We start from the raw sequence: 14330 nt of genomic DNA, 5'->3' as shown, positions 1-14330 counted from the left end.
ATTGCGATTTGGGGGTGCGGTGGGCCCAGCGCAGGCTCAGCTCCATCGAGCGGCGGGCGACGTCCTCGGTGGCCGGGTACGGGGTGCACTCGTCGAAGATCATCACCACGTCCGAATCGAGCACCTTCTGGATCTTCATGCTCTCCTCCGGGCCCAGGAACACGCGGGCACCGTCGGTCGGCGAGGCGAAGGTCACGCCCTGCTCGGTGATCTTGCGGCGATGGGCCAGCGAGAACACCTGGAAGCCACCGGAGTCGGTCAGGATCGGGCCATCCCAGCGGCAGAAGCCGTGCAGGCCGCCGTGGTCGGCGATGATGTCCAGGCCCGGGCGCAGGTACAGGTGGAAGGTGTTGCCGAGGATGATCTCGGCGCCCAGCGCACGCACCTGGTCCGGCAGGATGCCCTTGACCGAGCCATAGGTTCCCACCGGCATGAAGGCCGGCGTTTCCACCGTGCCGCGCGGGAAGGTCAGGCGGCCACGGCGGGCACGGCCGTCGCGGGTCTTGAGCTGGAACTGCAGTCGGGACATGGAGCGGTCATTCAGGCAAATAGTCGTCCATTGTCTCCCAAGAAGGCGTGCGCACCAAGGTGCGCACCCACAGGGGCCTTCCCTTCCCAGGCTGCCCTCCTTCACAGAGCACCCTACCCTCCCAGGTTGCCCTGCCTCCTCAGCCCGCCTGCGGGAACAGCAGCATGGCGTCGCCGTAGCTGAAGAAGCGGTAGCGCTGCTCGATCGCGTGCTGGTAGGCCTCGAACACGCGTTCCTTGCCCGCAAACGCGGAGATCATCATCAGCAGGGTGCTTTCCGGCAGGTGGAAGTTGGTCACCATCGCGTCCACGCTGCGGATGCGATAGCCGGGCGTGATGAAGATCTGGGTCTCGCCCGCGAACGGCAGCAGTTCGCCATCGCGCATCGCGCTTTCCAGCGCGCGCACCACGGTGGTGCCGACGCCGATCACCCGGCCGCCAGCGGCGCGCGTGCGCCGCACCTGCTGCACCAGCTCCGCGCCGACGTTCAGCCACTCGCGGTGCATCACGTGGTCCTTCAGGTCGTCCGCACGCACCGGCTGGAAGGTGCCCGCGCCCACGTGCAGGGTGACGTGGCCGAAGTCCACGCCCTTCTCCTTCAGTGCGGCCAGCAGCGGCTCGTCGAAATGCAGGCCGGCGGTCGGTGCCGCCACGGCGCCCACTTCGCGCGCGAACACGGTCTGGTAGCGCTCGCGGTCGTCCACGCCCGGCTCACGCTGGATGTACGGCGGCAGCGGCAGGCGGCCGGCGTGCAGCAACCACTGCTCCAGCGACTCGGGCACGTGGAACTGCAGCACGTAGAACTCGCCATCGCGGCCCAGCACCTCGGCCTCGCCGCCGGCATCCAGCGCGATGCGGCTGCCGGCCTTCGGCGACTTGCTGGCCCCGACCTGCGCACGCGCCTGCTGGCCGCCGAGGAGGCGCTCGATCAGGATCTCCACACGGCCACCGCTGGCCTTCTGCCCGAACAGGCGCGCCGGAATGACCCGGGTGTCGTTGAACACCAGCAGATCACCGGCCTGCAGCAGTGACGGCAGGTCGCGCACCTGCAGATCGGTGAAGGCGGCGGGGGCCGGCGGCACCAGCATCAGGCGGCTGGCGGAACGTTCAGCCAGGGGCGCCTGAGCGATCAGTTCAGCCGGCAGGTCGTAATGGAAATCGGACTTCTTCAAGGCAGTGGGCGGCAACAGGTCGACAATGGCGCGCATTGTACGTCCAGCGTCTGCGAGCCGGCGCGCATGGCCGCGAACGTCGCGCAAAATGCTGCTATGCAGCAGTCTTTTGCGGGGTTATCGCGCAAAAAAACAAGTGCTAGCATCGAGATGGAAGTCCGCTGCACGAGCCTGCCCCCAAGCGCGCGTGATGACGCGCGTTTTGCTTTTGAAGACCCGTGCGACCCATTGTTTCAGGAGATCTGCAATGAGCTTCATCGAACGCCTCGCCCCCCTGCGCACCCAGCCCGGCACCCGCCTCACCACCGGCCTGGACGATGCCACCCTGACCGCCCTGTCCGCCCAGCACCCGCAGCTGGTCGCCGCGGTGGATGCCGCCGCCGAAGAATTCGCGCGCGTGCAGGCCGACCTCGGGCCGCTGCTGGCGCAGGACGAGCAGGCCCAGATTGATGCCATGCAGGACGGCTTCGTCAATTTCTATGCCGATGATGCGGTGACCCCGTACGTGGCGCTGGCCGCGCGCGGCCCGTGGGTGGTCACCCTGAAGGGTGCCGTGCTGTACGACGCTGGCGGCTACGGCATGCTCGGCTTCGGCCATACCCCGGACGCCGTGCTGGAGGCGATGGCGCGCCCACAGGTGATGGCCAACATCATGACCCCCAGCCTGTCGCAGCAGCGCTTCATCACCGCCCTGCGCGCTGAGATCGGGCATCGCCGTGGCGGCTGCCCGTTCACCCGCTTCATGTGCCTGAATTCCGGCTCGGAGGCGGTTGGCCTGGCCGCGCGCATCGCCGACGTCAACGCCAAGCTGCAGACCGACCCGGGCGCCCGTCATGCCGGCGCCACGATCAAGCGCGTGGTGGTCAAGGGCAGCTTCCATGGCCGCACCGATCGCCCGGCCCTGTACTCCGACTCCAGCCGCAAGAGCTACATGCAGCATCTGGCCAGCTACCGTGGCGAGGATTCGGTGATCACCGTTGCACCGTATGACGAGCCCGGCCTGCGCAAGGTGTTCGAGGATGCCGCACGCAACCAGTGGTTCATCGAGGCGGTGTTCCTGGAGCCGGTGATGGGCGAAGGTGACCCGGGCCGCTCGGTGCCGCCGGCGTTCTATGCGCTGGCCCGTGAACTGACCCGCGCGCACGGCAGCCTGCTGCTGCTGGACTCGATCCAGGCCGGCCTGCGCGCACATGGCGTGCTGTCGGTGGTTGACTACCCGGGCTTCGAAGGGCTGGACCCGCCGGACATGGAGACCTACTCCAAGGCACTCAACGCCGCGCAGTATCCGCTGTCGGTGCTGGCGGTGACCGAGCATGCCGCGCAGCTGTACCGCAAGGGCATCTACGGCAACACGATGACCAGCAACCCGCGTGCGCTGGACGTGGCCTGCGCCACCCTGGCCCAGCTGACCCCGCAGGTGCGCGCCAACATCGCCGAACGCGGTGCCGAAGCCGTGCGCAAGCTGGAACAGCTGAAGGGCGAGCTGGGCGGGCTGATCACCAAGGTGCAGGGTACCGGCCTGCTGTTCTCCTGCGAGCTGGCACCGCAGTTCAAGTGCTACGGCGCCAATTCCACCGAGGAATGGCTGCGCCAGCACGGCATCAACGTGATCCACGGCGGCGAGAATTCGCTGCGCTTCACCCCGCACTTCGGCATGGACAGCGATGAGCTGGACCTGCTGGTGTGCATGGTCGGACGCGCCCTGCGTGAGGGTCCGCGCCGCGAGCAGGCCGCCGCGGCGTAAGCCCGCCCAACGCGTCATACTCCATGAACACCCCGCCCGCGACCACTGACCCGGTCGCCGGCGGGGCGTTTTCGTTTCCGCACCAAGAGACAGGAACCCCCATGAAGTCCATCTGCGTCTACTGTGGCTCCAACGCTGGCAGCAAGCCGGCCTATACCGAGCGCGCCATTGCCCTGGGCGACCGCATCGCCCGCGACGGCCTGCGCCTGGTGTACGGCGGCGGCAACGTCGGCCTGATGGGAACCGTGGCCAATGCCGTGCTCGCCGCAGGCGGTGAAGTAACCGGCGTGATCCCGCGCCAGCTGGCCGACTGGGAGGTGGCCCATCGCGGCCTGACCGAACTGGAGATCGTCGGCTCGATGCACGAGCGCAAGTCGCGCATGTTCGACCTGGCCGATGGCTTCGTTGCCCTGCCCGGCGGCTTCGGGACAATGGAAGAGATCTTCGAGATGCTGACGTGGCGCCAGCTGGGCATCGGCAACAAGCCGTGCGCGTTCCTCGATGTGGATGGCTTCTATGCGCCGCTGATCGGCATGATCGATCGCATGGTGGAGGAGCGCTTCCTGCATCCGGACCAGCGCCAGGACCTGTGGTACGGCTCGGACATCGAAGAGATGCTGGCCTGGATGCAGAACTACCAGCCTGCCCAGGCATCGAAGTGGATTGACGAAAAGCGCCGCGCCGCCCTGCGCTGATGCAACGGCACGCGGTGGCTCAGGCCACCGCGTGTGCCCAGGGCGCGGGCCGGCCCAGCAGGTAGCCCTGGCCGTAGTCGCATCCGAGTTCGCGCAGGGTCTGACGCTGCGCCTCGGTCTCGATGCCTTCACCGATGGTCTCGATGCCCAGCGTGCGCGCCAGCGACAGCACGCCCTCGACCAGCGCCCGCGTGCTCTGCACTTCCGGACCGTGCAGGCCGGCGATGAAACTCTGGTCGATCTTCAGCGTGCTGATCGGGAAGCGGTGCAGGTAGGACAGTGCCGAGAACCCGGTCCCGAAATCGTCCAGCTGCACCTGGATGCCGCGCTCGCGCAGGCCCTGCAGGATGCGCAGCGTATGCGGGCCATCGTCCAGCAGCGCCACCTCGGTGATCTCCAGGCGCAGCCGGCGCGGATCGGCACCGCAGCTGTCGAGCAGGCCGAACAGGCGGCCACTGAATTCGGCCGAACGGAAGTGCCGCGGTGACACATTCACCGAAACGTACCCTTCGCCGTCGTCGGCCAGGCCGGCGATGACCTGCTCGTAGATCAGCCAGTCGACCTGTTCGATCAGGCCGCTCTCCTCGCCCAGTTCCAGGAACGCGCCCGGCAGCAGCAGGCCGCGGCGCTCATGCTGCCAGCGCAGCAGCGCCTCATGGCCCACCACTGCACCGTCGGACAGGCGCACGATCGGCTGGTAGAACGGCATGAAATCGCGGTTGTTGATGGCACGGCGCAGGTCCGCCTCCAGGTCCAGGCTGCGCATGGCCTGTTCACGCATATCCTCGTCGAAGATCGAGCAGCGGTCATGGCCCTGCGCCTTGGCCCGGTACATCGCCGCATCGGCATCGCGCAGCAGCTCTTCGCCGGTACGGTAACGCGGGTTCCACAAGGCGATGCCGAGGCTGCCGGACGGGAACAGTTCGCGCCCGGCGATCCACATCGATTCCTGCAGCGCCAGCAGCAGGCGCTGACCGAAATCCAGGGCCTGCGCCAGGCCCTGCGGACACTGCAGCAGCACGGCGAATTCGTCGCCGCCCAGCCGTGCCACTACATCCTCGGGGCCGGCCATCGACACGATGCGCTTGGCCACTTCCACCAGCATGCGGTCGCCGGCAGCATGGCCGATGCTGTCGTTGACCAGCTTGAAGCGGTCCAGGTCGAGGAAAAGCACGGCGAACACCGGGCCACCCTGGCGCTTGGCCAGCGCCAGCGCGTCCTGCAGGCGGTCCAGCAGGTGCAGGCGGTTGGGCAGGCCGGTCAACGCGTCATGCATGGCCTGGTGGGTCAGGCGCTGTTCGGCACGCAGGCGCTCGCCTATCTGGCCGAGCAGCTTTTCATTCACTTCGGCCAGCTCGCGTGTCCGCTCCTCCACGCGTTTTTCCAGTTCGGCATGGGCCGAGCGCAGCCGCTGCTGGTCGCGCTGGCGGGCCAGGCCGGTACCGATGTTCTGCGCGACGAAGGTCAGCAGCCGCTGATCGTGCACGCTGAAGGTGCTGTGCTCGCTGTAGCTCTGCACCACGATCGCGCCGACCACTTCGTCGTCGCGCAGCAACGGCACGCCCAGCCAGCAGTGCGAGCGGGCACCATGCTCGCGCACTTCGCCGGCAGCCAGCAGCGCGTCGATCTGCGCGCGTGAGGCCAGCAGCGGGCGCCGGTTACGCACCACGTACTCGGTCAAGCCCCGGCTGAACGACCGCGGCGGGCGGCTGGCATTGTGCTCGTCCACCGAATAGACGAAATCCAGGCCGTTGCCGGCCGCGTTGACCAGCGCGATGTAGAAATTGCGGGCGTCGAGCAGGCGCCCGACCACCCCATGCACCTGCCCGTAGAACTGGGCCAGGCTGTCGGCCGACATCGCCATTTCGGCAATGTTGTACAACGCGGTCTGCAACTGCTCGGCACGACGCCGTTCGGCGACCTCATCCTGCAGGCTGCGGTTGGCCCGCCGCAGTTCCTGGGTGCGCCGTTCCACCTGCTGCTCCAGCCGCACCTGCGCCTGGCGCCGGTCCATCGCGGTCTGCACGTGCTGTGCCACGAACCCCAGCAGGGCGCGCTCGGCCTCGCCATAGCGGGCGGCATGTTCATAGCTCTGCACCACGATGGCCCCGCACACGCGGCCATCGCGCAGCATCGGCACGCCGAGCCAGTCCAGGCTATCCGGGCCACGCTGCGGGTCGTGTTCCTGCTGCACCACCCGCGCCACCAGTTCACGCGACGGACCACTGAGCGGTTTGCCATGGCGCAGCAACGCCACGGTCAGGCTGCGCGGCATCTCGCTGGCGTCGTGGCTCTGCGTCGGATCGGCAACGAAGTCATCGACCTGGTCGGCGAAGTACAGGAAGCGGATCTGGTCGCGGACATCGTCATATTCGACGATGTAACAATTCTCGGCGTACATCAGCGTGCCCAGCACGCCGTGCACGTGGCGCAGCATCTCGCCCATCTCCAGGTCGGCACCGGCCAGGTCGGCGATCTGGAACAGTGCCTGCTGCAGGCGCTCGGCCTCTTCCAGCGCCTTGATCTGCCCTGCCTGGCGGCCGCGCTGCAGCGCCAGCTCCATCGCTTGGCGGGCCAGCCCCCACCATGCCGGCGAGGGCACTGCCCCTGCCACCGACAACAGCAGCCGTGCACCGTCGTACTCCCAGCCATGCTGGCCATCACCGCCGCCGGGCGCGACGGCGGCGTGGTCGGGCCCTGCACTGGGCCGCGCGACCGCCGGCCAACCGCCCGTGCCACAGCCCAGCTGCGGGTCATCCCAGCCGACCCGGATCACGGCCGATTCCGGCAACAGCGCATGCAATGCGCGCACCAGCGCCGTGCTCAGCACGACCTCGTGTGGTGGCTCTTCCGCCGGTTCAGCATGCGTGGACAAATGACAATCTCTTGGCGCCGTCGATGCGTCGCCTCCCCTGAGCCGTCGAGCATAGCGCGCCACCCGGGGGGCAATGGAAGCCCGGAAACCCCGAATCGTGCGTCCGTACGTTTTTCCTGCTGCCTCTTGCCCTTTCCGAGCCATGAACCTCGCCCTGCCCAGCCCCGCCACCGGCTATGCGCCACCGCCTGCAGGCCTTACCCTGTACGCCGTGGAAGCCAGCGCACTGCCAACCGATGAAGCCTTGATGCTGGCCTGGGCCGGTGGCGACCTGCGTGCATTCGAAAGCCTGTATGCGCGCCATCGCAAGCGCCTGTTCGGCTTCCTGCTGCGGCAGCTGCGCGACAACGCGCTGGCCGAGGAGATCTTCCAGGATGTCTGGCAGCGGGTGATCAGTGCCCGCGCCGGCTGGCAACCTGAAGCCGCTTTCAGCACCTGGCTGTTCCGCATCGCGCACAACCGCCTGAACGACCATTGGCGTGCCGCCCGCCATCGCCCTGCCGCGCCGGCCGATGCCGAGCTGCGCCTGGCCGCGATCGAGGACGCACAGACCCCGGAAGCCGAGCTTTCCGAATTCGAACAACGTCGGCGCATCCAGCTGGCGATGGAACAACTGCCGCCCGAGCAGCGTGAAGTGCTGCAGCTGCGGCTGGATCAGGAACTGAGCCTGGAGGAGATCGGCCAGATCACCGGCGTCGGCCGGGAAACCGTGAAATCGCGGCTGCGCTATGCGATGGACAAGCTGCGTGCGGGACTGAACGCATGAACCGAGACGACCCCCTGACGCCGGAAGAACACGAGCTGGCCCGCCTGCTCGGCCGTCACGCCGAACGGGCCCCGCCGGCCGCGCTGGATGCCGCCATCCTGGCTGCGGCGCGCGCGGCCGTGGACGCCCCGTCCGCCGGCATCACTGCCGCCCCGGATGCGCCGCGTACGCGACGTTCGCGGCCACGCTGGCCGGCCGTGTTCGGCATCGCTGCTTCGATGGTGTTCGCCATCGGCATTGCCTGGCAGCTGCGCCCCGAGCCGCCCCCGATTCCGGCGGGCGAAGCCCAAGTCGCCACAGCACCCGCAGCGGACGCCGCCATGGCCGATCAGGCTGCCGAAGGCGCCGCGACGGAAACGGCGAGGGCGTCGCCTCCCGCTGCGCCAGAGGCCGCTCCACAGGCGGCACCGGTGGCCGCGCCGGCCCTCGCCCGCGCACCCGCACCGCCTGCGGCAAAACCCGCTCAAGCGCCGGCTCCTGCATCGGCGAAGGCAGAAGCTGGCCGCGCACGCGTCGCAGAACCGGTCGCAGAACCTGTCGCCGATACCGCCTTCGCAGCGTTGCCACCCCCGCCGCCAGCAGCGGCGCCCGCACCTCCGGCACCGATTGCCTACTCGGCACCTGCTCCCGCATCCGCACCGGCTTCGCTCGGCGCCATGCGGGCGCACGGTGCTGCAGCAGCAGAGGCCAGTGCAGCCGACGCCGAACCGGCCCCGGCACTGGATCGCGTCGACGTCACGTCGAGCAAGCGCGTTGCCACCTACCGCTCTGCACCCGGCGTCATGCGCCGCAGCAACGATGCGGGCCTGAGCGCCGATGCAGTGCAGGCCGAGGTGAACGCCGATGCGCGCCTGCCGCGCCGGCAATGGCTGCAGAAGATCCGCGAGCGCCGCGATCAAGGCCAGCGCGATCTCGCCCGTGCCAGCCTGGAGCGCTACCTCCAGCAGTATCCGGAGTCGCGCCTGCCGCACGATCTGCGACCGCTGCTGGACGACTGAGACCCACGGAAACAGGGGCCACCCCGTAGAATGGCGGGGATGTCCGACACCCTCGCCCAACCGGTCAGCCACACGCTGGACGTCAAGCACAGCCGCTTCATCGCCCACGCTTCGCCGATTGACGGCGCAGCCGCCGCGATGGCGTTCCTGCAACAGGTCGCGGTGGCCGATGCCACGCACAACTGCTGGGCCTACCGCCACGGCCAGGACTACCGCTCCAGCGATGACGGGGAGCCTGCAGGTACCGCCGGGCGGCCGATCCTGGCCGCGATAGACGGCCAGGGCTTCGACCGGGTGATGGTGGTGGTCACGCGCTGGTTCGGTGGCATCAAGCTGGGTGCCGGCGGCCTGGTCCGCGCCTACGGCGGAGCCGCCGCCGAATGCCTGCGGACCGCGCCACGACTGCCGCTGGTGAGCATGGCCCGGCTGCAACTGCTGGCCGGGTTCGAGGATCTGGGCACCCTGCACGCCGCCCTGCCCGCCTTTGGTGCCGAGAAGCGTGATGAACAGTTCGATGCCGAGGGCGTCTGCCTGCGGGTCGAATTGCCTGCAGATCAGGTCGACGCATTGAAAATCCGCCTGCGCGACGCCACCCGTGATCGTATCCGCATACAGAACGACGACCAGGATGACTGACAACAAGGATGGCGCCGCCGCCTCGACCCCGCCGCTGCGCCGCCTCGGCAGCCTGCGTACGTTGTGGCCGTTCGTGCGCCGCCATAGCGGCCTGTTCAGCGCTTGGCTGCTGGCGCTGGCGGTGTCTTCGGCGGCCACGCTGAGCCTGCCACCCGCGGTGAAGCAGATGATCGACCACGGCTTCAGCAGCGGCGGCCAGATCAACCGTGCCTTCGCCCTGCTGATGCTGGTGGCGGTGGTGCTGGCGCTGGCGACGGCCGCACGCTTCTACTTCGTGTCGCTGCTGGGCGAAAAGGTCGTCGCCGACCTGCGCAGCCGCCTGTACGCGCACCTGATCCAGCTCGGCGCCGGCTTCCATGACCGCAGCCGCAGCGGCGAACTGGTCTCGCGCCTGACCGCCGACAGCGAGCTGCTGCGCAGCGTGGTCGGTTCCACCATGTCGGTCGCGCTGCGCAGCAGTGTCACCGTGGTCGGCAGCCTGGCCATGCTGTTCGTCACCAGCCCGCGCCTGGCCGCGTGGTCGTTGCTGGGCATTCCGCTGGCGGTGCTGCCGATCATCATCGGTGCGCGCAAGCTGCGCACCGTCGCGCGCAGCAGCCAGGACCGCATCGCCGATGCCAACAGCCTGGCCAGCGAGACTCTGGGCGCGGTGCGCACAGTGCAGGCGCACGCACGCGAGCCCTACGAGCGTGGCCGCTTCGACCACGCGCTGGGCGACGCCATCAAGGCCGCCCGCCGCCGCATCGGCGCGCAGTCGCTGGTCACCGCCAGCGCCATCCTGCTGGTGTTCGGCGCCATCGTCGGCGTGCTCTGGCTGGGCGCACACGACGTGATCGATGGCCGCCTCAGCGCCGGCACCCTGGGCCAGTTCGTGCTATACGCGCTGATCGGCGGTGGCTCGGTCGGCGCGCTGGCCGAAGTCTGGAACGAACTGCAGCGTGCGGCCGGCGGCATGGGCCGCATCGGTGAGCTGCTGCAGGAGGACATCGAGATCCGTGCGCCGGCACAGCCGCATGCGCTGCCGCAGCCGTTGCGTGGCGAAATCCAGTTCGACGATGTGGTGTTCCATTACCCGCAGCGGCCAGACCAGGCCGCACTGGACCATTTCACCCTGCACGTGCGCCCGGGCGAGACCGTGGCGCTGGTCGGCCCGTCGGGCGCGGGCAAGAGCACCGTGCTGTCGATGTTGCTGCGCTTCCACGATCCGGCCGGCGGCCGCATCTGCGTGGATGGCGTCGACGTGCGCCAGGTCGACCCGGCCGAGCTGCGCGCGCAGCTGGCACTGGTGCCGCAGCAGCCGACGCTGTTCGCCGCCAGCGCGCGTGACAACATCCGCTATGGCCGCCTGCAGGCCAGCGATGCCGAGGTCGAAGACGCCGCGCGTGCGGCCGAGGCCGATGGCTTCCTGCGCGCCCTCCCGCAGGGCTACGACAGCGAGCTGGGCGAACGTGGCGCACGCCTGTCCGGCGGCCAGCAGCAGCGCGTGGCCATTGCCCGTGCGCTGCTGAAGGATGCTCCGATCCTGCTGCTGGACGAAGCCACCAGCGCGCTGGACGCACAGAGTGAATATGGCGTGCAGCAGGCGCTGGAGCGGTTGATGGCTGGCCGCACGACGCTGGTCATCGCGCACCGCCTGGCCACCGTGCTCAAGGCCGACCGCATCGTAGTGATGGACCAGGGCCGCATCGTGGCAGAAGGCACGCACGCGCAGCTGCTGGCCGAAGGCGGCCTCTATGCTGAACTGGCAAGGCTGCAGTTCATCGATTGATGACAGTCGCCTAACATCGGCGAGGCCAAGCTGACGGCGTATCAGCAGCATGCGCTGAAGGAGGTGCACGATGTCGTTCCGTCAGTTCCCCGCCGTCGACAGCAATGGCGAAAGCCACATCATCATCGAGTTCAAGCCCGAGGCCAATGGCAGCGGGCATCACTCCGAATCCACCCCGCGCTACGAGCTGGACGACGGTCGCCTGCTGGTACGCAATGGCCACGAGTTCACCACCAGCGGTGGTGAGTTGAGGTTGACGATCTAGCGCTGCCACGCAGCCTGGTGGGTGTCGACCTTGGTCGACACGTGCTTTGACCAGAAGCAGCCGAGCATGGCTCGGCTTTACAAGAATGGCGTGATCAATTTTTGATCAACCATCTTGACAGCCTTGCCTGCCAAGGGCTGTGCGCGGTTATCCACATGTTTGCTCAGCAACCATCCACACCGCCTGTGGATGAATGTGCCCCGTCAGCCGAGCACCCGGCCGATCCCGCTGGCGTCAACCTCCGCGGCGGCCCTCGCAATGGCCTGCGGATCGCTGCCCGCCACGAACCCGATGCGGAAATGCACCTCGCCCCCCGGCGTGCGCGAGGAGTGGATCGATGCCAGGCTGATGCGATGCTGTTCGAACACGTTGAGCAGCTCGCGCAGCGAACCTGGCCGGTCTTCCGGCAGATGCACCGACAGCGCGTTGCGCTCGGTCAGGTCGGCCAGCAGGTAGCCCACCCGCTCGAAGGTGTAGTTGCCTTCAGCCAGTGCCTGCTCACCGAAGGCGCTGCGGTTGGCCGACAACAGCTGCTCACGGAATGCCCCGCGTGCACTATCGTCGCCCTGCCCGACCTGGGCCTGCAGGGCCTGCAACTGCCCGACCAGCCGTTCCAGCATCGGCGCTACGTACGGGTTGCCGAACTGGATGTCTTCATAGATCGCCGGGTTCAGTGACAGGATGCGCGAGATGATCGCGGTGTCCAGTTCGAACGAGGCCGAGCGGTACGGCATCATCGCGGCCAGATCGCCCAGCTGCGCCTGGTACTGGCGCAGCACGCCGGCCTGGGCCAGGTGCGTGGCGTGCACCATCGCCTGCACCAGCGCCATCATCTGGTCGTGATGCTGCGGGGTGGCGCGCACGCATTCGGCCTGCAGCGCCGCACACAGCGCATCGACCCACGGCTGCCACTGCTGCAACCGTGCTTCGCAGATCACCATCACCCGGCCCTTGAGGGTCGGCGCCTTCGGCGGCGCGGTCATCGGATGCAGGCCGACCACTTCGGCCTGCGAGGCCAGCATCGCCTGCACCGGCGCTTCCTTCACCGACGTCACGTCCAGCCACAGGCGGTCCCGCTCGCGCCCCGCTGACTGCTGCACGTACTGGGCGATCAGCGCGGGTGTGTACCGGATCGGTGCCGAGAACACCAGCACGTCAGCCTGCGCCAACAACTGCTCGGGCGTGTGCGAAGCCGGGTCCGCGGGATCGTGGCCGATCACCTGCAGCTGCATGTGCTGCTCGAAGAAGCGGGTCAGCCAGCGCCCGTAGGCGCCGGCACTGCCGACGATGCCGACCGTGCGCGGCGTGCGCGTGTGCACAACGCTCATGCCACGCGTTCGGCGCGGAAGCGCGCACCATCGGCCAAGGCAGCAGGTGCCGCGGCGATCACGTCGAACTCCTCGAAGCCGCTGGCCAGGGTCGCTTCCAATGCCGCATGCGTGCCGGCAATGGCGCGCGAGATCGCCTGCTGCATCGATTCACCGCGCAGCAGGAACGACACCACCAGTGACATCAGCACATCGCCGGTGCCGGCCACGTCCACCGGCAGCAGCGGCGAGGTCCAGCGCCAGGTTTCCTCGCGGCCGACGGCCAGGGTTACCAGCTCACCGGGGTTGCCGCCGACGCTGTGCGCGATCACCCACTGCGGACCACGCGCCAGCAGCGTACGGGCGGCAGCAATGGCATCGGCCTCCGCCAACGCCGGCATGCCGGTGAGGCGATTCAGTTCAAATGCGTTCGGCGTGACCAGCCAGGCATGCGGCAGCAGGCGCTCGGCGAAGATCGCTTCCAGGCCCGGCTCTACATAGGGCCCGGTGTGGGTATCGCCGATCACCGGGTCCAGGCAGTAGCGCAGCTGTGGGCAGGTTGGCAGGATCTCGTCCAGCCAGTCGGCGAAGGCCGCACCGTTGGCGGTGCTGCCGAAGTAGCCGGACACCAGCATCTTTGCCCGCTGCGGCAGGCCACGTTCGTAGGTACCGAGCAGGAGGTCGGCGAACCAGTCGGCGGGCAGCACGCGGCCGCGGGTGGTGTCGTAGAACGGCGCGTTGCTCAGCAGCACGGTCGGGATTTCCGCCACGCGCACGCCGAGGGCGCGCATCGGCGGGACGGCGGCGCTGTTGCCGGCGTGGCCATAGACAAGTTGCGACTGGACCGAGATGACATCGATCGGCGATGGGCCGTCGGGCCGCTGGCGGCGGCCGTGGACCAGATGGTTGTCGAGGGATTCGCTCATGCCCGCATTCTACGCCCAAGGGGGTTTTCGGCAGGGCTTGCAGCCCTGCACCTGCTGTAGTGCCGGCCGCTGGCCGGCAACAGCAACAGCGACAGCAACAGCGACAGCGACAGCGACAACAAAAGCCAAAGCGAGCTATCCGTGGGGTGGCGGGGCGGTGTCGGAGTGCGGGGACGCCGTGAACCCATCCATGGGTGTTCGGGGGTGAGATATTCCAAGGGGACCGGGCGGGATAATTGATGCCGGACTACCCGGGATGTGGCGGGACTACCCAGTGCAGATCCGACGACGTTGCGCCAGGGGAAATCCATACCAGGCGGTAATTGTTTCGACGTCGAAACATTTGAGCCAGCTTCACCCTCGATCCAAATGCCGCGCCCGCGCGGCATTTGCCTGAGTGAAATGCGTCGACGTCGACCCATTTCGGACACAATGTCCGTTTTGGCGTAGCAGCGTCACTGCACCGCTGGCCCAGCCCGGGCTATACCACACCGCCTGCCAAGCCCCCAAAAGCGACATCGTGACGCTTTTCGAACCTCGGCATCAGATGACGCCAGCTCCAAATGTCTCGAATTCGAGACATTTGAGCAATCCTCACCCTCGCCCAAAACCCCTCGACGTCGAGGGGTTTGCCCAACTGAAATGTGCCG

12 protein-coding genes are annotated in these 14330 nt (G+C 68.1%); 7 read left to right on the top strand and 5 right to left on the bottom strand.

Going from position 1 to position 14330, the window contains the following annotated elements; translation table 11 throughout:
- Both ACMZPQ_RS22465 and queA read right to left on the bottom strand, forming a co-directional pair.
- Window positions 1-529, bottom strand: a 529-nt coding sequence (locus tag ACMZPQ_RS22465) for a tRNA-guanine transglycosylase (RefSeq protein ID WP_495495861.1), incomplete at its 3' end; no start/stop codon positions are given.
- Between the two features lie 139 nt (window positions 530-668).
- Window positions 669-1736, bottom strand: a complete 1068-nt coding sequence (gene queA / locus ACMZPQ_RS22460) for a tRNA preQ1(34) S-adenosylmethionine ribosyltransferase-isomerase QueA (protein ID WP_197583488.1) — start codon at window positions 1734-1736, stop codon at window positions 669-671.
- Between the two features lie 211 nt (window positions 1737-1947).
- On the opposite strand from queA, the gene ACMZPQ_RS22455 reads away from it, so the two are divergent.
- Both ACMZPQ_RS22455 and ACMZPQ_RS22450 read left to right on the top strand, forming a co-directional pair.
- Complete coding sequence (locus ACMZPQ_RS22455; RefSeq protein ID WP_197583486.1) at window positions 1948-3444, top strand: aminotransferase class III-fold pyridoxal phosphate-dependent enzyme; 1497 nt, start codon at window positions 1948-1950, stop codon at window positions 3442-3444.
- 101 nt (window positions 3445-3545) lie between these two features.
- Window positions 3546-4139, top strand: coding sequence for an LOG family protein (locus ACMZPQ_RS22450; RefSeq protein WP_197583485.1), 594 nt, complete (start codon window positions 3546-3548; stop codon window positions 4137-4139).
- Between the two features lie 19 nt (window positions 4140-4158).
- Here ACMZPQ_RS22450 and ACMZPQ_RS22445 read toward each other — a convergent pair whose 3' ends face one another.
- Window positions 4159-7014: a bifunctional diguanylate cyclase/phosphodiesterase gene (locus ACMZPQ_RS22445; protein WP_197583484.1), complete on the bottom strand. Its 2856-nt coding sequence runs from the start codon at window positions 7012-7014 to the stop codon at window positions 4159-4161.
- A 247-nt stretch (window positions 7015-7261) separates the two neighbouring features.
- Here ACMZPQ_RS22445 and ACMZPQ_RS22440 point away from each other — a divergent pair, with 247 nt between their 5' ends.
- The 5 genes from ACMZPQ_RS22440 to ACMZPQ_RS22420 all read left to right on the top strand — a co-directional run bounded on the left by ACMZPQ_RS22440 (window position 7262) and on the right by ACMZPQ_RS22420 (window position 11447).
- Window positions 7262-7780: an RNA polymerase sigma factor gene (locus ACMZPQ_RS22440; RefSeq protein WP_295572063.1), complete on the top strand. Its 519-nt coding sequence runs from the start codon at window positions 7262-7264 to the stop codon at window positions 7778-7780.
- Window positions 7777-8778: a hypothetical protein gene (locus ACMZPQ_RS22435; RefSeq protein WP_197583481.1), complete on the top strand. Its 1002-nt coding sequence runs from the start codon at window positions 7777-7779 to the stop codon at window positions 8776-8778. The genes ACMZPQ_RS22440 and ACMZPQ_RS22435 overlap by 4 nt, the downstream gene beginning before the upstream one ends.
- Before the next feature lie 39 nt (window positions 8779-8817).
- Window positions 8818-9414 carry a YigZ family protein gene (locus ACMZPQ_RS22430; protein WP_197583480.1) on the top strand — a complete coding sequence of 199 codons (597 nt, stop codon included), beginning with the start codon at window positions 8818-8820 and terminating at the stop codon, window positions 9412-9414.
- Window positions 9407-11182 (top strand): ABC transporter transmembrane domain-containing protein, encoded by a 1776-nt coding sequence (locus ACMZPQ_RS22425; RefSeq protein WP_197583479.1) that lies wholly within the window; start codon window positions 9407-9409, stop codon window positions 11180-11182. Before ACMZPQ_RS22430 ends, ACMZPQ_RS22425 begins: the two co-directional genes overlap by 8 nt.
- Before the next feature lie 70 nt (window positions 11183-11252).
- Window positions 11253-11447: a hypothetical protein gene (locus ACMZPQ_RS22420; protein WP_197583476.1), complete on the top strand. Its 195-nt coding sequence runs from the start codon at window positions 11253-11255 to the stop codon at window positions 11445-11447.
- Between the two features lie 203 nt (window positions 11448-11650).
- Here the strand turns inward: ACMZPQ_RS22420 and ACMZPQ_RS22415 are convergent, their stop codons facing one another.
- Both ACMZPQ_RS22415 and pdxY read right to left on the bottom strand, forming a co-directional pair.
- Window positions 11651-12775, bottom strand: a complete 1125-nt coding sequence (locus tag ACMZPQ_RS22415) for a prephenate dehydrogenase (RefSeq protein ID WP_197583475.1) — start codon at window positions 12773-12775, stop codon at window positions 11651-11653.
- On the bottom strand, window positions 12772-13680 hold the full coding sequence (gene pdxY / locus ACMZPQ_RS22410) for a pyridoxal kinase (protein ID WP_197583474.1): 909 nt from the start codon (window positions 13678-13680) through the stop codon (window positions 12772-12774). The genes ACMZPQ_RS22415 and pdxY overlap by 4 nt, the downstream gene beginning before the upstream one ends.
- Window positions 13681-14330: the final 650 nt, after the last annotated feature.

The organism is Stenotrophomonas maltophilia (assembly GCF_047497515.2).
Taxonomy (GTDB): domain Bacteria; phylum Pseudomonadota; class Gammaproteobacteria; order Xanthomonadales; family Xanthomonadaceae; genus Stenotrophomonas.
Note: the sequence above shows the minus strand (reverse complement) of the source record. Positions and strands in the feature narration are given on the sequence as shown.

Bases quoted from the DNA above. Each gene is read 5' to 3' on its own strand.
- ACMZPQ_RS22420 (WP_197583476.1), top strand. From the start codon at position 11,253: ATGTCGTTCCGTCAGTTCCCCGCCGTCGACAGCAATGGCGAAAGCCAC.
- pdxY (WP_197583474.1), bottom strand. From the start codon at position 13,680: ATGAGCGAATCCCTCGACAACCATCTGGTCCACGGCCGCCGCCAGCGG.
- ACMZPQ_RS22425 (WP_197583479.1), top strand. From the start codon at position 9,407: ATGACTGACAACAAGGATGGCGCCGCCGCCTCGACCCCGCCGCTGCGC.
- ACMZPQ_RS22430 (WP_197583480.1), top strand. From the start codon at position 8,818: ATGTCCGACACCCTCGCCCAACCGGTCAGCCACACGCTGGACGTCAAG.
- ACMZPQ_RS22440 (WP_295572063.1), top strand. From the start codon at position 7,262: ATGCTGGCCTGGGCCGGTGGCGACCTGCGTGCATTCGAAAGCCTGTAT.
- ACMZPQ_RS22455 (WP_197583486.1), top strand. From the start codon at position 1,948: ATGAGCTTCATCGAACGCCTCGCCCCCCTGCGCACCCAGCCCGGCACC.
- ACMZPQ_RS22450 (WP_197583485.1), top strand. From the start codon at position 3,546: ATGAAGTCCATCTGCGTCTACTGTGGCTCCAACGCTGGCAGCAAGCCG.
- ACMZPQ_RS22415 (WP_197583475.1), bottom strand. From the start codon at position 12,775: ATGAGCGTTGTGCACACGCGCACGCCGCGCACGGTCGGCATCGTCGGC.
- queA (WP_197583488.1), bottom strand. From the start codon at position 1,736: ATGCGCGCCATTGTCGACCTGTTGCCGCCCACTGCCTTGAAGAAGTCC.
- ACMZPQ_RS22435 (WP_197583481.1), top strand. From the start codon at position 7,777: ATGAACCGAGACGACCCCCTGACGCCGGAAGAACACGAGCTGGCCCGC.